A 22,324-nucleotide genomic window follows, 5' to 3' on the forward strand; every position below is an offset into this window, starting at 1 on the left:
AGCGGTCAGATCTTGTTGTACGTGCCCGTGGCCCAGAGGGCGCCGCCCTTGCCGGGGCCGCCGTCCTTCTTGTAGACGACGAAGTTGCCGTCGTCCTGGAGGAGCGCGTAGGCGTCCGGGTTGCCGTCGGTGCCGGAGTGCCAGCGGACGGTGGACGCCTGGTCGCCCTCGCGGAGGATCAGGTCGCCCTTCGGGTCCATCTCCAGCGTCGCCGAGTACCTGAGCCCGTAGGTGCCGCTGCTCCAGATGGCCTTGCCGTCGCGCTTGCGGTACATGACGAGGTTGCCGTCCTCCTGGAGCACCATCCAGACGGTGGCGGACTCGGCCCACGAGCGCGGCCACCAGGAGCCCTGCGGGCGGTCCGGGAGGGATGCGCAGATTTTGGCGTGCTGCTCCCGAGTGCGGGTGCGCCACGTCGGGTAGTAGCTGCGGCCTTCGACGGAGAACTCGCCGCCGACGAGGTACGCCCCGAGGTAGGGGCTGGCCGCGTCGCCGTACGTGCCGGTGGCCCAGAGGGCGCCGCCCTTGTCGGGGCCGCCGTCCTTCTTGTAGACGACGAAGTTGCCGTCCTCCTGCATGAGGGCGTAGGCGCCCGGGTTGCCGTACGTGCCGCTGCTCCACAGCGGGAGCTTGTAGCCGCCGGAGTTGCCGATGGCGTACAGCACGAGGTTGCCGTCGGCCTGCATGACCAGGACGGTCGGGCTCACCTTGTCCGCCAGGCTCGCGCCCGACTCGATGCGCTGGCCGGGGCGCACGGCGACGGTGTCACCGCCGAACTGGGTCCTGCAGTCGGTCGGATCGCCGGCGATCGCGGTCGGGGCGGCCGAGGCCACGGCCGGGACCAGGGCCGTCATGGCGGAGGCGGCGAGTAGGGATATGAATGTGGTGCGGAGCGCGCGTGTGCGCATGGTCGGATTCCCCCCGAGGAATGTGCGTGATGTGTCGACCGGACCGGTCGTATGAGATCTCTTTCTACACTGCCGGGCGACGGCATGATCAACTGACCTGCTCGACCGGCTGGGTCGCGAGGTCAGGACAAGCCGGGCGAGCCCTCGGTCACGCGCTGCGCGAGGCCGCCATGGCGGCGGTCAGGAGCCCCAGGACCACCCAGCCGAACCATAGCCAGCCGTTGCTGCCGAGAGCCACGGAATATGTGGAGACACCCACCAGGGCGGCGAAGGTCAGGACGGCCATCGCCTTCACGGATCCGGTCATGCCCCATGGTGGCTCCCGAAAGCGCTCCCGCGCTACTGGCCACGCGCGCGGAGCGAGGCGAGATACGAGTTGTACGCCGCCAGCTCCTGGTCTCCGTCCCGGTCGGCGGCCCGGTCGGACCGCTTCGCCGCCCGCTGCTCCGAGTGGTACCACTGGTACATCAGCGCGATCAGCACCAGCACCGAGGGGATCTCGCTGAAGGCCCAGGCGATGCCGCCGCCCCACTGCTGGTCGAGCAGCGGGTCGATGCCGAGAGAGGCCGGCGGGTTCGCGTACGTCTTGATCATCGGCTCGCTCGCCATCATCAGGGCGATGCCGAAGAAGGCGTGGAAGGGCATGCCCGCGAAGAGCTCCAGCATCCGCATCACGTAGCCGGGACGGTGCGGGCCCGGGTCGACGCCCATGATCGGCCAGAAGAAGACGATGCCCACCGCGAGGAAGTGGACCATCATCGCGACGTGCCCGGTCCGGCTCCCCATCAGGAAGTCGAAGATCGGGGTGAAGTACAGGGCGTACAGGCTCGCGATGAACATCGGGATCGTGAACGCCGGGTGCGTGATGATGCGCATGTACCGGCTGTGCAGCAGCATCAGCAGCAGCTCGCGCGGGCCCTTGTGGCCGCGCGCGGCGGGCGGCAGGGCGCGCAGCGCCAGCGTCATCGGCGCCCCGAGCAGCAGCAGGATCGGGGTGATCATGCTGATCACCATGTGCTGGACCATGTGCACGCTGAACATGACCATGCCGTAGTCGTTCAGCTTGGTGCACATCACCTGGACCACGGTCAGCACGCCGATGGTGAAGGCGATGGTCCGGCCCACCGGCCAGGAGTCCCCGCGCCGGCGCAGCCGCAGCACGCCCCACCCGTACAGGGCGAGCCCGAGCAGCGAGCCGAACAGGAAGAAGGAGTCGAAGGAGAACTCCAGCCCGCGTCCGAGAGTGAAGGGCGGCAGGTCCATGTCCATACCCATGCCGTGCCCGCTGTGATCCATCTGTTCACTCCCTTGACCGTGGTGCCCCACCACAGTAGTGCCGCCCCCGGACGCTACTGCGCGCGGGGGCGGCACCAGGGCAAAACGGGCGCCCGAAAGGGCGCCACGTCACAGGACCGTCTGCGCCTCTTCGTAACGCTGGGTCGGAACCGTCTTGAGGGTCGAGGTCGCCTCGGCCAGCGGCACCATCACGATGTCCGTGCCGCGCAGCGCGGTCAGCATGCCGAACTCGCCCCGGTGCGCGGCCTCCACCGCGTGCCAGCCGAAGCGGGTGGCCAGCACCCGGTCGTACGCCGTCGGCGTACCGCCGCGCTGCACGTGGCCGAGGATCACCGGCCGGGCCTCCTTGCCCAGGCGGTTCTCCAGCTCGACGGCGAGCCGGTTGCCGATGCCGGCGAACCGCTCGTGGCCGTACATGTCGGTGCCGCCGTCCTCCAGTTCCATCGAGCCCGGCCGCGGCTTGGCGCCCTCGGCGACCACGACGATCGCGAACCGCTTGCCCGCGGAGAAGCGCTCGCCGACGATCGTCGTGAGCTCCTCGATGTCGAACGGACGCTCAGGGACGACGATCGCGTGCGCGCCGGCGGCCACGCCCGAGTGCAGCGCGATCCACCCGGTGTGGCGGCCCATGACCTCCACGACCATCACGCGCTGGTGCGACTCGGCGGTGGTCTTCAGCCGGTCCAGCGCCTCGGTGGCGACACCGACGGCCGTGTCGAAGCCGAAGGTGACGTCGGTGGACGCGATGTCGTTGTCGATGGTCTTCGGGACGCCCACGATCGGCAGCCCCGCCTGGGAGAGCAGGTTCGCCGCCTTCAGCGTGCCCTCGCCGCCGATCGGGATGATCGCGTCGAGACCCAGGTCCGCGACATGGCCGCGGGCCCGCTCCACGCCGTCGACCAGGTGCGCCGGCTGGACCCGGGAGGAGCCGAGGATGGTGCCGCCGCGGGCCAGGATGCCCGCCACCGAGTCGAGGTCGAGCTTGCGGTAGTCCGCCTCCAGCAGGCCCTTCCAGCCGTCGAGGAAGCCGATCACCTCGTCGCCGTGGTCCACGACGGCGCGGTGCACGACGGAACGGATGACGGCGTTGAGGCCGGGGCAGTCGCCACCGGAAGTGAGCACACCTATGCGCATGGCAGGAGAGACCTTTGCAACGTGGGCCGACGACCGGACCACGTCGTCCGGTTGGAACTACCCGTCACCCTACAAGCGGAAAGCCGGTGGACTGAACCATCCTCCACATCCTGGTCCCGCCGGTCGTACGAACGCACGTCGGCCCGGTTCCCACCAGGGGAAACCGGGCCGAACATCTGGTGCGGGGCGGCTCTACGCGGGCTGCGTCGCCGCGGCGATGCGCTCCGCGCGCAGCGCCTCGTACCACCGGTCGTCTATGGGCGGCAGCGCGTTCACGTCAAGGGCCAGCTTGAGCAGCAGGTCCGCGACCTGCGGGTTGCGGGCCATCACCGGGCCGTGCATGTAGGTGCCGAACACCGTGTCGTTGTACGCGCCTTCGGTGCCGTCGCCGGTGCCGTTGCCGCGGCCCATGGTCACCCGGGCGAACGGCTTCGCCGTCGGGCCGAGGTGGGTGACGCCCTGGTGGTTCTCGAAGCCCGTCAGCTGCGGCAGGCCGAGCCGCGGGTCGATGTCCGCGAGGACGTCGCCGACGCACCGCTCGCCCTCACCGCGCACGGTGACGACGTCCAGCAGGCCCAGCCCCTCCTGGCGCTGGCCCATGTCGTTGACGAACTCCTTGCCGAGGATCTGGTACCCGGCGCAGACGGAGAAGACGATCGCCCCGTTCGAGACGGCCCGCTCCAGGCCGCCGTCGCGCAGCAGGCGCTCCGCGGCCAGCCGCTGCGGCCGGTCCTCGCCGCCGCCGATCAGGTAGATGTCACCCGAGGTGGGGATGGGCTGGTCGCTGCGTACGTCCACGCGCTGCACGTCCAGGCCGCGCTGGCGCGCCCGGCGCTCCACCACGAGGGCGTTGCCCTGGTCTCCGTACGTGCTCAGCAGGTCGGGGTAGACCCACACCAGACGCAGGCTGTTGTCGCTCATGCTCTCGAGTCCTTGAGGGTGCTAGTTGCCGACGCGGCGGCGGACGTCCTGGAAGGCGGTGTAGTTCGCGATCAGCTCGATCTGTCCGGGCGGCGCGAGCTGCACGGCCTCGTCGAGGGTCTCGCACACCCGGAAGTCCAGCCCCGCGACCTCCAGGCGCACCGCCAGGTCCAGCTTGCGGTCGCCGATCACGAAGATCGGGTGGCCGGCCAGGCGCGGGTAGTGCACGTCCCACAGCCAGGAGGTGTCGGTGCCGTCGGCGCCGCGCGCGTTCACCGAGAGGATCACCGGCGTGGGCGGGGGATCGATCAGGGAAAACGTTTCGAGCCAGCCCGCCGGGTTCTTCGCGAGCAGCAGCCGCAGCTCACGGCCCTGGAAGTTCACCACGTCGTAGCGGCCGGCGACGGCCTGCACCTGGTACATCCGCTCCAGCGCGACCTGCGGCGGCACGCCGAACACCGCGGCGACGGCGGCCGAGGTGGCGGCGTTCGCCTTGTTGGCGCGGCCCGGCAGCTGGAGGTGGATCGGCCAGGCCGAGCCGTGCGGGTCCAGCACGTGGTCACCCGAGAGCACCCAGCTGGGGGTGGGGCGCCGGAAACCGCACTCGCCGCAGAACCAGTCGTCGCCCGGGCGCTGCATGACGCCACCGCAGGAGGGGCACGACCAGGCGTCGTCCTTCCACTCCTGGCCGGCCGCGACCCACACCACGTTCTGCGACGAGGAGGCGGACCACACGATCAGCGGGTCGTCGCAGTTCGCGACGATGACCGCCTTGGAGCCCTGGAGCCCCTCGCGCCACTTCTCCGCGAGCATGCGGGTCTCCGCGGCGCGGTCCAGCTGGTCGCGGGAGAGGTTCAGCAGGGCGATCACCTTGGGGGTGACGTCCCGGGCCACTCCGGCCAGGTACTTCTCGTCCACCTCGATGACCCCGTACTTGGCGTCCGAGCCGCCGGCGAGGGCCGAGGTGATGCCGGCCGGCATGTTCGCGCCCAGCGCGTTCGAGACGACCGGGCCGCTGGCCCGCAGGGCCTCCGCGATGAGCCGGGTCGTCGTGGTCTTGCCGTTCGTCGCGGAGACGAGGACGACATCGAGATGCTGCGCGAGCGCTCCGAGGAGATCGGGGTCGAGTTTGAGTGCGACCTTGCCGCCGATCACCGATCCGCTTCCGCGTCCCGCGGCCCGCGACACCGCCGCCGCGGCCTTGCCCGCCGTCACGGCCAGCTTGGCCCGCGGCGAAAGCGGCTCCGTGTTGCCTGCCATCGTCCCTTGTCCTCCTTGCGTCGACCGGCCCCAGCCTATCCAGTACCTGCCCGGGCCCGGACCGCGGCGCCCCCGCCCGAGGTCAGATCTCCTCATATATTCGCCCGTCGTACCCTTACGGCCATGCGACAGCGCCCCATCCCCGGTACCTCCGGCCACGTCCGCCCCATGAGCCTCCTCGGTGATCCGGTGCTCCATTCCGCTTGCGCGGAGGTCACCGAGTTCGGCCCCGAACTCGACCGGCTCATCGAGGACATGTTCGCCACGATGTACGCCGCCGAGGGCGTCGGCCTCGCCGCGAACCAGATCGGCGTGGGGCAGCGGGTGTTCGTGTACGACTGCCCGGACGACGAGGACGTCCGGCACGTCGGGCACGTCGTGAACCCGCGGCTGGTCTCGGCGGACGGGGACGAATTCCTCGGGCCCGAGGGGTGCCTGTCCCTGCCGGGGCTGGAGGCGGGCACCGTGCGGTTCGACCGGGCGGTCGTGGAGGGGGTGACCTCGGACGGCGCGGCCGTGCGGATCGAAGGGACGGGGTTCTTCGCGCGGTGCCTGCAGCACGAGTGCGACCACCTTGCCGGTGGGGTGTACGCGGACCGGGTGACGGGGCTCCGCGCCCGTCGCCTGCGGCGGGCGATCCGCAAGACCCCGTGGGGCGCGGCGGCCGCTTCGCCGCGCGGCTGAGTCCCGGGAAACCCGGCTCCGCCGGGCACCGGGCTCCGCCCGGACCCGCTCCTCGAACGCCGGAGGGGCTGGAGCGCGCCAGGCGGAGCCGGAGAGGCGCGGCGGGGTGGAGTTCGCCCGGCGGAGCCGGAGGGGTGGGTCAGAAGCCCGGGCCGTTTTCTCGGTTGCCGGCGGTGGACAGGCGGCCCCAGAGGAGGTCCGTGAGGGCGGCCACCAGCTCCGCGCGCTCGCAGGGGCGTTCGCCCAGCCACCAGTCGCCCGCCGCGTGCATCATGCCGACGATGCCGTGCCCCCAGACCCGCGCCAGGCGCTCCCCGCCGGGGCCGAGGTCGACCCGTTCGCCGATCACCTGCGCCAGCTCCTCGCCGAGCCTGCGCAGCAGCGGCGCCGAGTGCAGGCCCACGTCGAAGCCTCGCTCGGCGCTGTGCGAGTCCTCGGCCGGGTGCATCAGGAAGCGGTACACCTGCGGGCGGGCCTCGATGGCGGCGAGATAGGTGTCGAGGGTGTGCTCCACCCGGCTCCGGCGCTCGGCCGGGGCGTCGAGCGCGGCCCGCAGGGAGTCCAGCAGGGCGTCTGTGTGCCGGACGGCGAGCGCCTGGTAGAGGCCCGCCTTGTCGCCGAAGTGGCGGTAGAGGATGGGCTTGGTGATGCCGGCCTCGGCCGCGATGGCGTTCATGGAGGCCTTGGGGCCGTCCCTGAGTACGACCCGGTCGGCAGCTTCGAGCAGCTCCCGCCGCCGGCGATCGGCCGCTCCGGGCTCGCCGGCCTGCTGAGTGGTCTCCATGACGTGTTTCTCTCCCCGCCCTTGCGATGTGCGTGACGCCCACGCAACGTAACACCCCGCACACCCTGTCGATCCAATCGGCCGTACCTCCTTCGGCCGTGCTTGACAGTGCTTACTCGCCGGTAACAGACTGTGCCGATCGCGCCGGTTACCGCTAGTAACACGCGCTAGGACGAGTACGGACAGCTGGAGGGGACATGGCGGAGTTCACCATGGAGCTCAACGACGACCAGAAGCAGGTGCAGGAATGGATCCACGGCTTCGCCGCCGATGTGATCCGGCCCGCCGCCGCTGAATGGGACGAGCGCGAGGAGACTCCCTGGCCCGTCATCCAGGAGGCCGCCAAGGTCGGCATCTACTCCCTGGACTTCTACGCCCAGCAGTTCTTCGACCCGACGGGCCTCGGCATCCCGATGGCGATGGAGGAGCTCTTCTGGGGCGACGCGGGCATCGCCCTGTCCATCGTGGGCACCGGCCTCGCGGCCATCGGCGTCGTCGCCAACGGTACCGAGGAGCAGATCGGCACCTGGATCCCGCAGATGTACGGCACCCCGGACGACGTGAAGGTCGCCGCCTTCTGCTCCTCCGAGCCGGACGCCGGATCGGACGTGGGGGCCATGCGGACCCGTGCGGTCTACGACCAGGCCAAGGACGAGTGGGTGCTGAACGGCACCAAGACCTGGGCGACCAACGGCGGCATCGCCAACGTCCACATCGTGGTGGCCGTGGTCGACCCGGAGCTGGGGACCAAGGGGCACGCCTCGTTCATCGTGCCGCCGAACACGCCCGGGCTGTCCCAGGGGCAGAAGTTCAAGAAGCACGGGATCCGGGCCTCGCACACCGCCGAGGTGGTGCTGGAGGACGTACGGGTTCCCGGGTTGTGCCTGCTCGGCGGCAAGGAGAAGCTGGACGAGCGGCTCGCGCGGGCGCGCGAGCGGGCGCGCAGCGGGGGCGGGGAGCGGGTCAAGAACGCCGCGATGGCCACCTTCGAGGCCTCCCGGCCGGCGGTCGGCGCGATGGCCGTGGGCACCGCGCGTGCGGCGTACGAGGTCGCCCTGGACTACGCCAAGACCCGCACCCAGTTCGGGCGCCCGATCATCGACAACCAGGGCGTGGCCTTCCAGCTCGCCGACATGCGCACCCAGATCGACGCGGCCCGGCTGATGGTGTGGCGGGCCTCGTGGATGGCGGTCGCGGGCCGGCCGTTCACCTCGGCGGAGGGCTCGATGTCCAAGCTTTTCGCGAGCGAGGTGGCCAAGAAGGTCACCGCGCAGGCGGTCCAGATCCTCGGGGGCAACGGGTTCACCCGGGAGTACCCGGTGGAGCGCATGCACCGGGACAGCGCGATCTACACGATCTTCGAGGGCACGAGCGAGATCCAGCGCCTCGTCATCGCCCGCACCCTCTCCGGCATGCCGATCCGCTAGTCCCTGCCGGTTCCCTGCCGGTTCCCTGCCGGTTCCCTGCGGGGCGGTGTCCGTGAGCGGGGGTGTGCGGTCGGGGCGGTGCCCCGGCGGAGACACCCCGGCACGGCGCCGCGGACCGACCCCTCTGACCCGGTCCCACCGAGGCGATCCGCACGCTGCCGCTCCCCGTGGGAGGTGGGTGTGATCCTGCACACGGGCGTTCGGGTTGTGAAGGTCGTTCCGGTCCGGGTGGGTCGGTGATCGTTCGGGGGAGAAAGGGGCGGCGTGCCGTGCAGTGCCCGGTTTGTCGGCCTCCGCCAGGAACCCGGCGTCCGGTGAACGATCCGGATAACGGGCGTGAGCGCATGGTAATCGGGCATACACAGCTTGAACTGGACCTCGAATATGGGTTCCGCCGGGGGGTGGCGATCAGTAATACTCACCGCCACCGTGGATCGCGGATTCGACCGGGTGACCACCGGCCTTCCCGCCCCACACTGCGAGGAGGTGCGCCATGTGCTCCCACCAGCCCCCCTGCCCGTCCGCCGACAGCGCCGATCACGACGCCGCCCGCACCGTGGCTTCCCATCCCGAACAGGGCTGGAGCCTGCTCTGCAACGGCGTGGTCGTCTTCGACGACACCGGTGAACTGCTCCCCGAAGGCCAGACGGTGGAACCCCGCCGCCCGGCCCTGGTCTGAGCCAGGAGGCAGCATGCGCCAGCAGCTGATCCGCAAGCCCGTCCCCAAGCCCGCTCCCCGAGACCTGGATCTGCGCACACCGTCGGGAAAACCCCTCCCGTACTGACGGGAGCCGAGGAGTTACGCCGCCCACCGGCCGCTGTTCAGCCGGTGGGTGCGGCCGCTCCGCCCAGGAAGGCCGTCTCGTACGCGGCGTCGCCGATCGCCGCCCGGGCCTGCCGCTCGCCCTGGTCCCGCAGGGCCGTCAGCGAGGGCGAGCCCATCTGAGGCCGGCCCACCGTGCGCCACCAGGCGTGCCCGGTGCCCAGCAGCCGCGCCGCCAGCTCGCCGTCGCCCAGCGCCGCCACCGCCGCGGCCAGCAGGTCGAGGCCCAGCGCGATGCCGAAGCGGTCGCCGAGCAGCCGCTTCCCGGACAGCATCGCCCGTACGTGCCGGGCGGCCTCCCCGTGCTCGCCCAGGCCCAGCGCCGCCACCGCCAGGATGTAGTCCGCGTAGGCCCGCAGCCAGCGCTCGCCCAGCGCCGCGCAGGCCTCCCGCAGGGACCGCGCCTCCTCCGCCGCCTCCTCGAACCGCCGCAGGTCGCACAGGGCGTAGCCGGTGGCCAGCTTGCACAGCAGCCAGCCCGGGCCGTCGGTGCGGCCGCCGTGGCCCGCCCGGGCCCGCGGGCCGGCCAGCGCGAGGGCGTGTACGGCATCGCCCGGCATCATGACCGCCACCGCGTGCAGATAGGCCGCGCGCAGTTCCCGCTCGGGGTCCGCCAGCACGGCGGCGCCGCGCGTGCACTCCTTGCCGAGGCCGCGGGCCGTGTCCAGGTCGCCCTGGAGCAGCGCGGTGAGCCCGAGCGCCCACAGGGCCTGGTTGTACGCCGGGCCCGGGTGCGGGGCGGCCGCCAGCGCGCGTTCGAGGAAGCTCCGGCCCTCGTGCACGTGCCCGCAGGAGAACCAGTAGAACCACAGCGCTCCGGCCATCCCGAGGGCCGACTCCGGGTCGGTGCCCAGGAGGTGTTCCATGGCGGTGCGGAGCTGGGCGTGCTCGGCGGTGATCCTGCGGTACCAGTCCACCTGGCCCGGGCCCAGCCAGCCCCGGCCGGCGGCCTCGGACAGTGCCGCGTACCAGTGGGCGTGCCGGTCGGAGACGAGCTGCACCTCGCCGAGCTCGCCCAGCCAGTCGTGCCCGTACTCGCGGATGGTGTCCAGCATCCGGTAGCGGGCCCCCGCGCCCCGCTCCTCGGAGCGCAGCAGCACCGACTTGGCGACCAGGCCCGTCAGCACGCGCTCCACGCGCGAGGCGGCGAGCGGACCGCCCGAGCAGACCGCGCGGGCCGCGGCCACGTCGAAGTCCCCGGAGAACACGGACAGCCGGGCCCACAGCAGCCGTTCCAGCGGCTCGCACAGCTCGTGGCTCCAGCCGATCGTGGTGCGCATCGTCTGGTGCCGGGGCGGTCCGGCGGCGCGGGTGTCCGACAGCAGGTCGAAGCGCTCGCCGAGCCGCTCGGCCATCTGCTCCAGCGTCCACAACCGCATTCGGGCGCCGGCGAGTTCGAGGGCGAGGGGGATGCCGTCGAGGCGTCGGCACACCTCGGCGGCGACCGCCGCGCGGGCGGGGTCCGCGAAGGCGGCCGCCGCCCGCGGGGTCGCGGCCAGGGCGCGGGTGCGGAAGAGGGCGAGGGCGTCGCTGTCGGCCCCCTCGCAGGGCAGCGGGCGGACCTCGACCACCTCCTCGCCCGGGCAGCCGAGCGGCTCGCGCGAGGTGACCACCACCGTCAACCCGGGTGCGGACTGCAGGAGTTCACCCACGAGGTGGCGGCAGTCGGCCACCAGGTGCTCGCAGGTGTCCAGGACGAGCAGGAGCCGCTTGTCGGCCATCCAGGCGCACAACTCCTCGTCCAGGGGTCGCGCGGAGTGGTCGGCCAGGCCGATGGCGTGGGCGATGGTCGTGGTGAGCAGGGCGGGATCGCGCAGCGGCGACAGCTCCACCCACCACACGCCGTCGGGTCTCGGCCCGACGGCTTCGGAGACGGCCCGCAGGGCGAGCCGGGACTTTCCGACACCGCCCACACCGGTGAGGGTGATCAGCCTCCGCTGCTCCAGCAGCCCGCGCAGGAGCGCCAGTTCGCGCTCGCGGCCGATGAAGGCCGGGGGCCCGGGCGGGAGGTTCCCCGTCGTGGGGTCCGGGGCGGGCACGGGATCGCCGCCGGCGGGTGGAGCCTGATTGTCGTTGACCGAGTACTCACCGAACACGGATGTATTGTGCGTGATCTTCTCATCCGACCGGGTCGATTCCGGCCAGATCGTTGCCGAAACTCACCCTGTGAGGGCGATGCTCCGCTCCGCGGAGAAAGCGCCCCAGTTGCCGTCGGGCAGTCGTGCCCGCAGCTTCAGGGCCCAGACCGTGCCCGGGGGCTCGGTCACCGTGAGCCGGTGCTCGGCCCGGCCGCTGGGGACCGCGCCCGCGCCGAACTGGATGACGGTCGTGGCCCGTCCGTTGACGTACAGCTCGTACTCGCTGGTCTCGCGGCCGGTGTCCGGGGCGGTCCAGGTCAAGGTGACGGAGCCCGGGGAGGCGGTCGCGGTGAACTCCGCGGGCGCGGTGCCCGGTCCCCCGCCGGATGCGGGCGGGGTCGTCACGTCGACGGCCGGGCCGTCGGGGGAGGAGTTGTCCGCCCCGTCCCGGGCGCGGACCGTGAAGGTGTAGACGGTGTCGGGCCGGAGGCCGGTGAGGGCGGTGCCGGTGGCGCCGGGCTCCGCGGTGTGGATGCGCACCCCGCCCTGGTAGACGTCGTACGCGGTCACGCCCGTGTCGTCCGTCGCCGCGGTCCAGGACACCCAGGCGGCCCGGGGGCCCGTCGCGCGGGCCGTGGTCGAGGCCGGGGCGGTGGGGGCCTGCCGGTCCTCGGCCTTGGCCGCCGGGGTGGTCACGCGTACGGCCGGGGTCGGCGCGGAGAGGTTCCCGGCGGCGTCCCGGGCCCGGACGGTGAAGGCGTAGCCGGTCTGCGGGGTGAGGCCCGTGACGTCCACCATGGTCTTCTCGGCGGGGAGTTCGCGCACCAGGCCGCCGGCCTCGAAGACCTGGTAGCCGCTGACGCCCTCGCGCTCGGCCGCCGCGTCCCACATGACGTGCACGCTGGTGGCGCTGCCGGCCTGGGCCGTGAGCCCGGCGGGGGCGGGCGGGGGCTCGGTGTCGGGCGCGGTGCAGGCCGTCAGGCCTGCGAGGGCCAGGCACAGGGCGAGCGTCGGGGCGGTGCGTCGCACGGGTGCCGTCCTCCGCTTCCTCGGAAAGGTCTAGACATATATGGCACGCGGATCGCAGGCCGGGCAAGACGTCTGGCGCTACTGGGAGCCATCCGGTGAAGCCCGCGCTCGCCGGGGCCTGCCGGAGGTCCCCGTTGACCGGTGCACGTGCAGGCTGCGTCAAGGTGCTGAGGTTCAGCGACGGAGCGTCCTCCTCGGCCAAGGACGTCGTCTTCATGTACAAGACGATCACCGGCCGAAGACGAACAACGCCTCCAAGGCCGAGGTGGACGCCGTCTGGAACGCAGAGGCGAGGGGCGAGGACGCCTTCGTCTTCACGCTCAAGTACCGTTCCTTTGGACTGTGCGGAAACGAAAGCCCGCTCAGCCGCACGCCCCGAACGGTCTTGGGCGCACTGGTCCCCGGCGTACTCAGCCCCGGGGCGGTGACACGCATCCCGTGCGTGGTCCGATCCCGGGAGGTCGGTTCCCTGCGCGACCTGGCCATGTGGATGCGGCCAAAGGCGACGGGGAGGCCCTGAACCATCACTCCGGTGGAGCAGGGGCCCCGCACGCTGGCACCGCACCCGGCGTCCCAGATCGCACGCTCACGCTACCCCCGCCCAGCCACCGCACTGCAAGTCTCCGGGCCGACCATCACACGATCGAGCTAATTCGACTTCGTCGTGAACCCCTACGCGCCGTTCGCCGAGCGGACCGTGCTGCCCATCGCCCCCGAACACATAGCGGGGCGGCAGGACGTCAACAGCGGCGAGTTCACCACCAAGCCCGTCGGCACCGGCCCGTACTTGCTGACCGGATGGTCCAAGGGGGAGAAGCTCGGCTTCCGCGCCAACCCCGGCTACTGGGGCGGCGAGGCCGCGGTCAAGAAGTTCACCATGGCCGTCATCAAGGACGACGACGTACGCGCCACCCGGCTGCGCGCCGGCGAACTCGACGCGGCGATCCTGCCGCCCAACCTCGCGAAGACCTTTGAGAAGGACCGGACGCGGCGCACCCACGCGGCCAAGACCTTCGACTACCGCAACGTGACGCTGCCGACCCACGACAAGGTCACCGGCGACGTGGCGGTCCGGCAGGCCCTCGACATCGCCGTGGACCGCGAGGCCATGGTCGACCGGCTCCTGGAGGGCGCCGGAAAGCCCGCGTACGGCCCGCTCCCCACCGACAGCCCGTGGTTCACGGCCGGCACCGAGCGCCCCCACGACCTCGAACGGGCCAAGCGGATCCTCGACGACGCGGGCTGGAAGCCGGGAGCGGACGGCATCCGCGTCAAGGACGGCGTCCGGGCCTCCTTCCCGCTCTGGTACACCTCCGGCGACAAGATCCGCCAGGACCACGCCCTCGCCTTCGCCTCCGACGCCAAGAAGGCCGGCATCGAGGTCCGGACCGAGTCGGGCACCTGGGAGGTGATCGAACCCCGGATGAAGACCGAGGCGGTCCTCGCGGGCGGCGGCTTCCCGGCCGACCCCGACTTCGACCAGTACCTGCTGCTGAAGTCCTCCCTCGGCGGCGACGGCTTCAACAACATGGCCTGGTACGACAACGAGACCGTCGACCGGGCGCTCGACGAGGGCCGCCGCAGCGGCGACGCGGCCGCGCGCAAGGCCGCGTACGACACCGTGCAGCGCGAACTCGCCAAGAACCCGGGCTACGTCTTCCTCACCCACATCGACCACCTGTACGTCGTGAACGACAAGTGGGACGGGCTCACCACGCAGGTCGAACCGCACGACCACGGGCTCGGCGCCGGGCCCTGGTGGAACGTCGAGAGCTGGAAGCCGAAGCAGAAGTGAGCCTGCCGCTGCGGCCGATGGCGCGGATGGCGGGTCGGCGGCTCCTGTTCGCCGGGCCCGTCCTGCTCGCCGTCACCTTCGGCGTCTTCGCCATCGCCGCCCTGTCCCCCTTCGACCCGGTCAAGGCCTACGCCGGCACCGCCGGCCTGACCGCCTCGCAGGCCGAACTCGACCAGCTGCGGGCCAACCTCGGCGTGGACCAGGGCCTGATCCCGCGCTGGTGGGACTGGCTCACCTCCGCCCTCACCGGCGACCTCGGCACCTCCTCCGTCATGCGCCGGCCCGTGGCCGAGGTCATCGGGGAGCGGCTCGGCTGGTCGGTGCTGCTCGCGGCCTGCGCCTTCGCCGTGGCCGTACTGACGGGCACCGCGCTCGGCGTGCTCGCCGCGCGCCGCAAGGGCGGCCCGCTGGACCGGTGCGCGACCTCGCTCGCCCACACCCTGGAGGCCGCCCCCGCCTTCTGGCTCGCCCTGCTCGCCGTCTGGTTCTTCTCGGTACGGCTCGGGGTGCTGCCCCCGGGCGGTCTGACGGACGCCGGCAGCGACGTGGTCACCCCCGGACAGGTCGCCTCGCACCTGGTGCTGCCCGCGCTGGTCCTGGGCGTCTCCCAACTCCCCTGGTTCTACCTGTACGTCCGCCAGGGCGTGGCCGACGCGCTGGACGAGGACCCCGTACGCGGGGCCCGCGCCCGCGGGCTGGCCGAGCGGAGGGTACTGCTCGGCCACGCGCTGCGCTCCGGCATGCTGCCGATGCTGACGCTCATCGGCTCCCGGGTGCCGGAGCTGATCACCGGGGCGCTGCTCGTGGAGACCGTGTTCTCCTGGCCGGGCATCGCGGCGGCCACCGTGGAGGCCGCCACCTCGGTGGACTTCCCGCTGCTCGCGGCGCTGACCGTGCCGGCCACGGCGGCGGTGCTGGCCGGGAACCTGCTGTCCGACCTGCTGTACGGGCTGGCGGACCCGAGGGTGGGCTTCGATGGCTGAGGCGGTGTGGCGGCCCGCCGGGAAGGCCGGGCGCTCGACGCGCGCCCTGCGGGTGCGGTCCTCGGCGGTGGTCGCGGCGCTGATCGTGCTCGCGGTGCTGGTGGTTCCGCCGCTGGCGCAGCTGGACCAGCAGGCGGTCGACCTGTCGGCTAGGCTCCGGCCGCCCTCGTGGGCCCACCCCTTCGGAACCGACGACGTCGGGCGCGACCTGCTGCTGCGCTGCGTCTACGGACTGCGGGTCTCGCTGCTGGTCGGCCTGGTGGCCGCGCTCGCCGCGACCCTCGTCGGCACCGCAGTCGGCGCGGCCGCGGGCGCGCTGGGCGGCTGGACGGACCGGGTGGTGATGCGGGTGGTGGACGCGCTGTCCGCCATCCCGCACCTGCTGCTGGGCATCTTCGTCGTGGCCCTGTTCCGGCCGGGCGTCTGGCCCGTGGTGGCCTCCGTGGCCGTGACCCACTGGATGTCGACGGCCCGCATCGTCCGCGCGGAGGTGCTCTCGCTGCGCGGCCGCCCCCACGTCGACGCCGCGATCTCGGGCGGCGCCTCGCGGCTGCGGGTCGCCGCGCGCCACCTGGTGCCCGGGGTCCTCCCGCAGGCGGGCCTCGCCGCGGTGCTGATGGTCCCGCACGCCATGTGGCACGAGTCGGCCCTGTCCTTCCTCGGGCTCGGCCTGCCCTCCCACCAGGCGAGCCTGGGCAACCTCGTGCAGAACGCGCGCGGTTCGCTCCTGGCCGGCGACTGGTGGCCCACCCTCTTCCCCGGCCTGCTGCTGATCCTCCCGACCCTGGCGATCGCCGGGCTCGCGGGCGCCTGGCGCGACCGGATGAGCCCCCGCCGCCGATCGGAGCTGACCCTGTGACCCACCGTCCGCCCTCCGGGCCGGTCCTGCGCGTCGAGGGGCTCTCCGTGCGCTTCCGGATGCGCGGCCGCCGGTACGTGGAAGCGGTCACCGACGCCTCGTTCACGCTCGCGCCCGGCGAATGCCTCGCCCTCGTCGGCGAGAGCGGCTGCGGCAAATCGGTGCTCGCCTCCGCCCTCCTCGGGCTGCTCCCCGGCAACGCCGAGACCGCCGGGTCCGCCCGGCTCGCCGACGGCCTCGACCTGCTTGCCGCGGACGAACGCACCCTCGCCCGGACTGTACGGGGCCGCCGCATCGGGCTCGTCCCGCAGAGCCCGGCGGCACACCTCACCCCGGTCCGCACCATCCGCGCCCAACTGGAGGAAACAGTCCGGGAGCTGGCCGGCCGCGAGGACCACCGCGCCGCGGCGGAGGCGGCCGCCGAGCGGGCCGCCTTCCCCGCCGGCCACCTCGACCGCCACCCGCACGAACTCTCCGGCGGCCTCGCCCAGCGGGCCGCCACCGCACTCGCCCTCGTCGGGGACGCCCCGCTGCTGCTCGCCGACGAACCGACCACCGGCCTGGACCGGGAGCTCGTCCACCGCACCGTCGACGAACTGCGCGCCCACACCCGGGGCGCGGGCGCCGGACCCGGCCGGGCCCTGCTGGTGATCACGCACGACCTCGCGGCGGCCGAGCGGATCGCCGACACCGTCGCCGTCATGTACGCCGGCCGCATCGTCGAACTCGTCCCGGCAAAGGCCTTCTTCGGCGCGCCCGGCCCCCGCCACCCCTACGCCCGCGGGCTCCTCGCCGCCCTGCCCGAACGGGCCTTCACCCCCGTCCCCGGCGCACCGCCCGAACTCGGCGCGCTCCCGCCCGGCTGCGCCTTCGCCGCCCGCTGCGCCTCCGCCGACCGGACCTGCCGCGCCGAACGGCCGGAGCTCACCGAAGGAGTGGCCTGCCACCATGCTTGAGCTCAAGGACATCACCGCCGGCTACGACCGCCGCGCCCCCGTCGTGCGCGGCGCGCACCTCACCCTGCGCCCCGGGCAGTCCCTCGGCCTCCTCGGGCCGAGCGGCTGCGGCAAATCCACCCTGGCCCGGGTCGCCGCCCTGCTGCACCGGCCCGACCGGGGGAGCGTGACCCTCGACGGCCACCCCGTCACCGGCTACCGCCACCGGGCCCCGCGCGCCCTGCGCACCGCGGTCGGCGTCGTCTTCCAGCAGCCCCGGCTCGCCGCGGACCCCCGCCTGCGGCTGCGCGACCTCGTCGCCGAACCGCTCCGCGCGACCGGCCGCCGTACGGAGGCCGAAGCGGCGGTCGCCGCATGGGCGGAGCGGGTCGGCCTCGGCGGGGACCTGCTCGGCCGGCGGCCCCACGAGGTCAGCGACGGCCAGCTGCAACGCGCGTGCCTGGGCCGCGCGTTGGTACTGCGGCCGCGCTGGCTGGTCTGCGACGAGATGACCGCGATGCTGGACGCCTCCACCACGGCGGCCCTGGTCGCGGTGGTCGAGGAGTACCGCGCCGAGAGCGGCGCCGGGCTCCTCGCGGTCGGCCACGATCCGGTGCTGCTGGGCCGCTGGTGCGACCGTACGACCCACTGGAACGAGATCGCCGGGGACTGATCGCCAGGGACCGGCGTCAAGGACCGGCCGGGCGTCACGCACGGTCAACACCCGTTCGGTGGATACGTCGTTCGCCCGAAGGAACCCCTGCCTGCGCCACCATGGCGCCGAGCAAGGAGGTTTTCGATGGTGATTTCCCTCTCAGTGGTCGTCCTGCTCCTCGTCCTCGCGTGGATTTTCCTGCGCAGCGGCGGCCTCAAGTTCTCGCACGCCCTCGTCTGCGTGCTGCTCGGGTTCTACCTGGCGAGCAGCAGTATGGCCGCGACCATCCACAACGGACTGTCGGCCACTGCGAACGTGGTCGGCAGCCTCAAACCGTAGCTCCGGCGAAGTCGATCAAGTATTGCGCCTTCGTGAATCATCCGGCACTTCCATGGACTCCTCAGGCACGGCGATCTAGCGTCTGGCGGCGGCGCGATGTCAGACACATTGTCAGCAAAACTGAAGAGAAATGGAGGAAGTCCGGATGTTCCGAAGAGCGCTGAACTGCGCTGTGGTGCCGCTGGTCGCCGTACTCACGACGATCACGGTCATCACACCGGCGGGGGCCAACGAGATACCCAAGGCCCCCGGCCACCGCCTGGTCAGCCACTACGACGGCGCCCCCGCCACCGCGGCCCCACTGCCCGGGGAAGCACCCCGGCAGCACCCCTTCCTCGCGCCCAACGGCCGCAGCGGCATGCACTCCGACGCGGGCGGCAGCGCCACGTCGCCCTGGTCGGGACCGCTGGGCAAGAACCTCCAGGTCAAGAGCGAGGCCATCGCGGCCCTCGGCGGCGAATGCGCCACCGCCACCTTCGACTCCGGCGGCCGGCTCGTCACGGTGTGCGGCACCTTCTCGGGCTTCAAGGTCAAGCTCCTGGAGCCCCGTACGCTCGCCACGCTCGCGGAATACCAGCTCCCGCAGCGATCTTCGACGGTCGAGGCGATCACCTCGCTCGACTTCTCGAAGATCTTCAAGGACACCTCGGGCGGCGCCTACTTCTACCTGGACGACCAGGACCGGGCCGTGCTGGCGGACTCCCGGCAGCACATCCTGCGCCTCGCCCATTCGCAGAATCCGGACGGCAGCTGGAAGTTCACCGTCGCCGACGACTGGGACCTCACCGGCCAGGTCCCGCACGACTGCGTCAGCTGGACCAACCTGTGGCCCAGCGGGACCTGTGACCCCGTGACCTCGGTGATGCCGGACTGGAACGGCCGCATCTGGTGGGTCACCCGCCAGGGCCGCGTCGGCACCGTGGACCCGGCGACCTCGCGGATCCGCTCGATCCAGCTGACCGGCGAGGAGATCCAGAACTCCTTCTCGGTGGCCGAGGACGGGGTCTCGATCGTCACCGACCACGCCCTCTACAGCTTCCGGGCCGCCGCCGACGGCACCCCCGAGGCGCAGTGGCGCCAGACCTACGACCGCGGTACGGGCACCAAGCCCGGTTCCGTGAACCAGGGTTCGGGGACCACCCCGGACCTCTTCGGCAACGGCTACGTCGCCATCACCGACAACGCCGACGACCGGATGAACGTCCTGGTCTACAAGCGGGGCGTGGACGTCCCCGCGGACCAGCGGCTGGTCTGCAAGGTGCCGGTGTTCGGCTCCGGCGCCTCGACCACCGACAACTCCCTGATCACCTGGGGCAACAGCATCGTCGTCGAGAACAACTACGGCTACGAGAACGTGACGTCGCTTGTGGGCGGCAAGTCGGTCGTCGGCGGCGTCAGCCGCATCGACGTCCGCCCCGACGGCAGCGGCTGCGACACGGTCTGGGAGAGCGCGATCCGCGCTCCCTCCGTCGTCCCCAAGCTCTCCACCGCGAACGGGCTGCTCTACTTCTACGAGAAGGAGCCCAACTTCTGGGGCATCGACGCCTGGTACCTCACCGCGGTGGACTTCCGCACGGGTGAGCGCCGCTGGCGGCAGCTGACCGGCACCGGCCCGCTGTACGACAACAACTGGGCCCCGATCACCCTCGGCCCGGACGGCACGGCGTACGTCGGCGTCTTCAACGGCATCGTCTCGGTCCGCGACGGCGGCTGACCCCCGCTCTTTGCGGCAGGGCCGGCCGACGCGCGATCCGCGCCGGCCGGCCCGCCGCGGTCCGGGGCTTGACCCTGACGCGCGGGTCAGGGGTTAGCGTCCCCGCACCCCGCCCGCCCGAGCCCCAGGAGCCCGCGCATGACGACCACGGCCCCGCCCCGCACCGCTTTCGAGATCCGGCTGGCCTCGGTACCCGAAGGCCTGCCCGAAGCACGGCACTTCACCCTGGCCGCGACCCCGCTCCCCGCCCCGGAACCGGGCCAGGTGCTGGTGCGCAACCGGTACTTCCTCGTCTTCCCGGGCCTGCGGACCCTCATCGGCGGCCGCGCAGAGGGGCTGCCACTGCCGTCACTGGCCGCCGGGGACCCCCTGTTCGGCCCTGCGGTCGGCCACGTGGTCGCCGCACCGGGCGACGGCACCCTCCGGGCCGGCGACCTCGTGGTCCACATGGCCGGCTGGCGCGACTTCGCCCTGCTGCCAGCCGGGCAGGCCACCCCGGTCGGCGACGCACTGCCCACGCCGGTGGCGCACCTGGCCCAGGGGCCGGCCCCGTACGGAGCCCTGACCCGGCTCGCCCGGATCCGCCGGGGCGACGTCGTCCTGGTGACGGGGGCGGCCGGAGCGGTCGGCACGCTCGCCGGGCAGATCGCCCGGCTGCTGGGGGCCGCGAAGGTGATCGGCAGCACCCGCTCCCCGGACAAGGCCGACCGCCTCGTACGCGAACTGGGCTACGACCACGCACTGGTGGACGCCCCCGGCCGGCGGCCGTTCACCGACCAGCTGCGCGACGCCGCCCCCGAGGGCCTCGACGTGGTCCTGGACTCCGTGGGCGGAGCCCAGCTGTCCGCCGCACTGGGAGCCGCCCGCCAGGGCGCCCGCGTGGCCCTGACCGGCGCACTGTCCGGGCAGCTGGCACCCGGCACGGGCGGCGCCGGGGCACCTGCCGGGATCGACACCTTCCGGCTGGTGATCCGCGGCATCTCGCTCGCCGGATACGCGGGCGCGGACCACCCGGACGTGGAGGACGAGTGGCGCGGCCGCTTCGGCGGCTGGCTGCGCTCCGGTGAGATCCGCTTCCCGTACACGGAGATCGAGGGAATGCGGCGGGCCGTGTCCGCGTTGCCGGAACTGATCGCCGGGCGTCATTTCGGCGCGGTCGTCGTGCGGTTGTAGCGGCACTCGGAAGGGAGCGGCGGGTTGCGCATCGGTGACGCGGCAGCGGCGGCGGGGACCACGGCGCGGGCACTGCGCCTGTACGAAGAGCGCGGCCTGCTCCCCCCGCCCGTGCGCAGCCCCTCCGGCCAGCGGGTCTACGGTCCGGCCGAGGTGGCCCTGGTCCGCGTCATCCGCGAACTGCTCGGCCTCGGCCTCACCATCGAGGACCTGCGCACCCGCGCCGACCGGCTGCCGCTGCTCACCCAGGACCCGCCCCCGCGGTGCGGCTCCGAGGGCGGAACGGGGGGATTCGCGCCCGTGGTCGACCGGCGGATCGCCGCCCTCGACGCCGAGATCGCCCGCCTGACCCGCAGGCGGGACGAACTCGCGAAGCTCTCGGCCGGCCGGACCCGAGGTCTGTGAGCCGCGATGTCCCGCGCATTGTTCAGCGCAGGCCCGGCGGATTGACCTCCGAGATCGTGACGGCCTCCTCGGACAGGTTCCAGGCGGCCAGCAGCTTGCGGTACTGGCCGTTGTCGATCAGGTGGTTGATCGCCGCGGCCACCGGCTTGGCCAGCCCGCTGTCCTTCCTGGCGGTCGCCCCGATCAGGCCCTGGAGCGACTCGCCCGCGCCCGAGTAGGAGCCCGCCCTGCGCGTGGGGGCATCGCCGCTCGCCGTCCGGGTCGCGTGGTAGGCGATGACCGGGCTCGGGGCGAAGCTGATGTCGACCTTCTTGCCGCGCAGGGCCAGGTGGGTGCTGCCCGCGTCCGGGTAGTACTTGACGTTGAAGTCCCTGCCCTCGGCCTGGAGCTTCTTCTGCCACTCCAGCAGGATCCGCTCCTGCTGGGTGCCCGAACCGACCGCGACGTTCCGGCCGGCGAGCCTGCGGAAGTCGCCGCCGAAGTTCCAGGCGCTGTCCTTCAGCACCTCGAAGCCCAGCTCGTCCCGCCGGTACGAGGCGAATTCGTACTTCTTCTTGCGTTCCTCGGTGACCGAGACGTTGGTGAAGGCCACGTCCACCCTGCCGCTGTCGATTCCCGCGAACACGTCCTCCTGGGTGGAGTTCCGCACCACGGGCTTGAGCCCGAGGGTTGCGGCCACCAGCCGGCCGAGGTCGGGCTCGGCCCCGGTGAGCGTCTGCCGGTCGCTGCCGACGTACGCCAGCGGCGGGACGCCGTCGGGTAGCGCGCCGACCCCGATCACCAGCTCGCCCCGTTCGCGGACGGCCGCGGGCAGCTGGGCGCGCAGCGACTCGACCACCGGGACGTTCAGCTCGGCCTGCCGGGCCACGTCGTTGGACACTCCGCCGACGGTGACCCGGCCGGAGGCCGGCTCCCCGGCCGCGGCACCGCCGCCGCAGCCGGCGGCCCCGGAGGCGAGGGCCGCGGCGGCGGTCGCGGCGCCCAGGCCGCGGACGAGCCTGGTGCGCAGGGAGGAACGGCGTCGCATGGTGCTCCTTACGGGATGACGGGACCGCTGCTTTTGATTTCCGCCGCGTAAGCTAGGCAGCCCGGAGAAGGGCTGTCAACGCCCTCGAATTCGGA

The 22,324-nt window shown here is 72.5% G+C and carries 21 protein-coding genes and 1 pseudogene; 12 read left to right on the forward strand and 10 right to left on the reverse strand.

Features of this window, described 5'->3' with window-relative positions:
* Window positions 1-5 precede the first annotated feature (5 nt).
* The 6 genes from AB0O21_RS14150 to AB0O21_RS14175 all read right to left on the reverse strand — a co-directional run bounded on the left by AB0O21_RS14150 (window position 6) and on the right by AB0O21_RS14175 (window position 5,519).
* Complete coding sequence (locus AB0O21_RS14150; RefSeq protein WP_365170736.1) at window positions 6-908, reverse strand: hypothetical protein; 903 nt, start codon at window positions 906-908, stop codon at window positions 6-8.
* 148 nt (window positions 909-1,056) lie between these two features.
* The gene (locus tag AB0O21_RS14155; RefSeq protein WP_365170738.1) at window positions 1,057-1,215 is read right to left on the reverse strand and encodes a hypothetical protein; all 159 of its coding nucleotides are present in this window, start codon (window positions 1,213-1,215) and stop codon (window positions 1,057-1,059) included.
* 32 nt (window positions 1,216-1,247) lie between these two features.
* A complete protein-coding gene (locus AB0O21_RS14160) occupies window positions 1,248-2,204 on the reverse strand; it encodes a cytochrome c oxidase assembly protein (RefSeq protein ID WP_365170740.1) in 957 nt (318 codons plus the stop codon).
* Between the two features lie 108 nt (window positions 2,205-2,312).
* Window positions 2,313-3,338 (reverse strand): 6-phosphofructokinase, encoded by a 1,026-nt coding sequence (locus tag AB0O21_RS14165; protein ID WP_365170742.1) that lies wholly within the window; start codon window positions 3,336-3,338, stop codon window positions 2,313-2,315.
* A gap of 192 nt (window positions 3,339-3,530) precedes the next feature.
* Window positions 3,531-4,259 (reverse strand): glutamine amidotransferase, encoded by a 729-nt coding sequence (locus tag AB0O21_RS14170; RefSeq protein ID WP_365170744.1) that lies wholly within the window; start codon window positions 4,257-4,259, stop codon window positions 3,531-3,533.
* 21 nt (window positions 4,260-4,280) lie between these two features.
* Complete coding sequence (locus AB0O21_RS14175) at window positions 4,281-5,519, reverse strand: MurT ligase domain-containing protein (protein ID WP_365170746.1); 1,239 nt, start codon at window positions 5,517-5,519, stop codon at window positions 4,281-4,283.
* A 123-nt stretch (window positions 5,520-5,642) separates the two neighbouring features.
* Between AB0O21_RS14175 and def the strand changes: the two genes are divergently transcribed.
* Window positions 5,643-6,203, forward strand: coding sequence for a peptide deformylase (gene def / locus AB0O21_RS14180; RefSeq protein WP_365170748.1), 561 nt, complete (start codon window positions 5,643-5,645; stop codon window positions 6,201-6,203).
* A 139-nt stretch (window positions 6,204-6,342) separates the two neighbouring features.
* Here the strand turns inward: def and AB0O21_RS14185 are convergent, their stop codons facing one another.
* Window positions 6,343-6,987 (reverse strand): TetR family transcriptional regulator, encoded by a 645-nt coding sequence (locus tag AB0O21_RS14185; protein WP_365170750.1) that lies wholly within the window; start codon window positions 6,985-6,987, stop codon window positions 6,343-6,345.
* Window positions 6,988-7,184: 197 nt separating this feature from the next.
* Between AB0O21_RS14185 and AB0O21_RS14190 the strand changes: the two genes are divergently transcribed.
* Together AB0O21_RS14190 and AB0O21_RS14195 are read left to right on the forward strand one after the other, a co-directional pair.
* Window positions 7,185-8,414 carry an acyl-CoA dehydrogenase family protein gene (locus AB0O21_RS14190; RefSeq protein WP_365170752.1) on the forward strand — a complete coding sequence of 410 codons (1,230 nt, stop codon included), beginning with the start codon at window positions 7,185-7,187 and terminating at the stop codon, window positions 8,412-8,414.
* Between the two features lie 493 nt (window positions 8,415-8,907).
* Entirely contained in the window at window positions 8,908-9,093 is a 186-nt protein-coding gene (locus AB0O21_RS14195; RefSeq protein ID WP_365170754.1) for a DUF5999 family protein, read from the forward strand.
* Between the two features lie 143 nt (window positions 9,094-9,236).
* Here AB0O21_RS14195 and AB0O21_RS14200 read toward each other — a convergent pair whose 3' ends face one another.
* Together AB0O21_RS14200 and AB0O21_RS14205 are read right to left on the reverse strand one after the other, a co-directional pair.
* Window positions 9,237-11,333: an NB-ARC domain-containing protein gene (locus AB0O21_RS14200; protein ID WP_365170756.1), complete on the reverse strand. Its 2,097-nt coding sequence runs from the start codon at window positions 11,331-11,333 to the stop codon at window positions 9,237-9,239.
* Window positions 11,334-11,396: 63 nt separating this feature from the next.
* Window positions 11,397-12,344, reverse strand: a complete 948-nt coding sequence (locus AB0O21_RS14205) for a fibronectin type III domain-containing protein (protein ID WP_365170758.1) — start codon at window positions 12,342-12,344, stop codon at window positions 11,397-11,399.
* Window positions 12,345-13,014: 670 nt separating this feature from the next.
* Here AB0O21_RS14205 and AB0O21_RS14210 point away from each other — a divergent pair.
* The 9 genes and pseudogenes from AB0O21_RS14210 to AB0O21_RS14250 form a co-directional block, all read left to right on the forward strand.
* Window positions 13,015-14,139 (forward strand): annotated as a pseudogene (locus AB0O21_RS14210) (ABC transporter substrate-binding protein); the annotation flags it as partial.
* A gap of 17 nt (window positions 14,140-14,156) precedes the next feature.
* Window positions 14,157-15,122 (forward strand): ABC transporter permease, encoded by a 966-nt coding sequence (locus AB0O21_RS14215; RefSeq protein WP_365170997.1) that lies wholly within the window; start codon window positions 14,157-14,159, stop codon window positions 15,120-15,122.
* On the forward strand, window positions 15,115-15,981 hold the full coding sequence (locus AB0O21_RS14220) for an ABC transporter permease (protein WP_365170760.1): 867 nt from the start codon (window positions 15,115-15,117) through the stop codon (window positions 15,979-15,981). Before AB0O21_RS14215 ends, AB0O21_RS14220 begins: the two co-directional genes overlap by 8 nt.
* Window positions 15,982-16,040: 59 nt before the next feature.
* Window positions 16,041-16,937 carry an ABC transporter ATP-binding protein gene (locus AB0O21_RS14225; RefSeq protein ID WP_365170999.1) on the forward strand — a complete coding sequence of 299 codons (897 nt, stop codon included), beginning with the start codon at window positions 16,041-16,043 and terminating at the stop codon, window positions 16,935-16,937.
* Entirely contained in the window at window positions 16,930-17,589 is a 660-nt protein-coding gene (locus tag AB0O21_RS14230) for an ATP-binding cassette domain-containing protein (RefSeq protein WP_365170762.1), read from the forward strand. Before AB0O21_RS14225 ends, AB0O21_RS14230 begins: the two co-directional genes overlap by 8 nt.
* A gap of 126 nt (window positions 17,590-17,715) precedes the next feature.
* Window positions 17,716-17,910, forward strand: a complete 195-nt coding sequence (locus AB0O21_RS14235) for a hypothetical protein (RefSeq protein ID WP_365170764.1) — start codon at window positions 17,716-17,718, stop codon at window positions 17,908-17,910.
* Between the two features lie 145 nt (window positions 17,911-18,055).
* Complete coding sequence (locus AB0O21_RS14240; protein WP_365170766.1) at window positions 18,056-19,624, forward strand: hypothetical protein; 1,569 nt, start codon at window positions 18,056-18,058, stop codon at window positions 19,622-19,624.
* Window positions 19,625-19,762: 138 nt separating this feature from the next.
* Window positions 19,763-20,797 carry an NADP-dependent oxidoreductase gene (locus AB0O21_RS14245; RefSeq protein ID WP_365170768.1) on the forward strand — a complete coding sequence of 345 codons (1,035 nt, stop codon included), beginning with the start codon at window positions 19,763-19,765 and terminating at the stop codon, window positions 20,795-20,797.
* 24 nt (window positions 20,798-20,821) lie between these two features.
* A complete protein-coding gene (locus AB0O21_RS14250) occupies window positions 20,822-21,202 on the forward strand; it encodes a MerR family transcriptional regulator (RefSeq protein WP_365170770.1) in 381 nt (126 codons plus the stop codon).
* Window positions 21,203-21,224: 22 nt separating this feature from the next.
* Here AB0O21_RS14250 and AB0O21_RS14255 read toward each other — a convergent pair whose 3' ends face one another.
* Entirely contained in the window at window positions 21,225-22,229 is a 1,005-nt protein-coding gene (locus tag AB0O21_RS14255) for a transporter substrate-binding domain-containing protein (protein WP_365170772.1), read from the reverse strand.
* Window positions 22,230-22,324: the final 95 nt, after the last annotated feature.

The sequence above is a fragment of the Streptomyces sp. NPDC091371 genome (assembly GCF_040684275.1).
In the GTDB taxonomy this organism is placed as follows: domain Bacteria; phylum Actinomycetota; class Actinomycetes; order Streptomycetales; family Streptomycetaceae; genus Streptomyces.

Excerpts from the sequence above, each read along its gene's own strand:
- AB0O21_RS14150 (WP_365170736.1), bottom strand. The coding sequence starts at position 908 with ATGCGCACACGCGCGCTCCGCACCACATTCATATCCCTACTCGCCGCC.
- AB0O21_RS14155 (WP_365170738.1), bottom strand. The coding sequence starts at position 1,215 with ATGACCGGATCCGTGAAGGCGATGGCCGTCCTGACCTTCGCCGCCCTG.
- AB0O21_RS14160 (WP_365170740.1), bottom strand. The coding sequence starts at position 2,204 with ATGGATCACAGCGGGCACGGCATGGGTATGGACATGGACCTGCCGCCC.
- AB0O21_RS14165 (WP_365170742.1), bottom strand. The coding sequence starts at position 3,338 with ATGCGCATAGGTGTGCTCACTTCCGGTGGCGACTGCCCCGGCCTCAAC.
- AB0O21_RS14170 (WP_365170744.1), bottom strand. The coding sequence starts at position 4,259 with ATGAGCGACAACAGCCTGCGTCTGGTGTGGGTCTACCCCGACCTGCTG.
- AB0O21_RS14175 (WP_365170746.1), bottom strand. The coding sequence starts at position 5,519 with ATGGCAGGCAACACGGAGCCGCTTTCGCCGCGGGCCAAGCTGGCCGTG.
- def (WP_365170748.1), top strand. The coding sequence starts at position 5,643 with ATGCGACAGCGCCCCATCCCCGGTACCTCCGGCCACGTCCGCCCCATG.
- AB0O21_RS14185 (WP_365170750.1), bottom strand. The coding sequence starts at position 6,987 with ATGGAGACCACTCAGCAGGCCGGCGAGCCCGGAGCGGCCGATCGCCGG.
- AB0O21_RS14190 (WP_365170752.1), top strand. The coding sequence starts at position 7,185 with ATGGCGGAGTTCACCATGGAGCTCAACGACGACCAGAAGCAGGTGCAG.
- AB0O21_RS14195 (WP_365170754.1), top strand. The coding sequence starts at position 8,908 with ATGTGCTCCCACCAGCCCCCCTGCCCGTCCGCCGACAGCGCCGATCAC.
- AB0O21_RS14215 (WP_365170997.1), top strand. The coding sequence starts at position 14,157 with ATGGCGCGGATGGCGGGTCGGCGGCTCCTGTTCGCCGGGCCCGTCCTG.
- AB0O21_RS14220 (WP_365170760.1), top strand. The coding sequence starts at position 15,115 with ATGGCTGAGGCGGTGTGGCGGCCCGCCGGGAAGGCCGGGCGCTCGACG.
- AB0O21_RS14225 (WP_365170999.1), top strand. The coding sequence starts at position 16,041 with ATGCGCGGCCGCCGGTACGTGGAAGCGGTCACCGACGCCTCGTTCACG.
- AB0O21_RS14230 (WP_365170762.1), top strand. The coding sequence starts at position 16,930 with ATGCTTGAGCTCAAGGACATCACCGCCGGCTACGACCGCCGCGCCCCC.
- AB0O21_RS14235 (WP_365170764.1), top strand. The coding sequence starts at position 17,716 with ATGGTGATTTCCCTCTCAGTGGTCGTCCTGCTCCTCGTCCTCGCGTGG.
- AB0O21_RS14240 (WP_365170766.1), top strand. The coding sequence starts at position 18,056 with ATGTTCCGAAGAGCGCTGAACTGCGCTGTGGTGCCGCTGGTCGCCGTA.
- AB0O21_RS14245 (WP_365170768.1), top strand. The coding sequence starts at position 19,763 with ATGACGACCACGGCCCCGCCCCGCACCGCTTTCGAGATCCGGCTGGCC.
- AB0O21_RS14255 (WP_365170772.1), bottom strand. The coding sequence starts at position 22,229 with ATGCGACGCCGTTCCTCCCTGCGCACCAGGCTCGTCCGCGGCCTGGGC.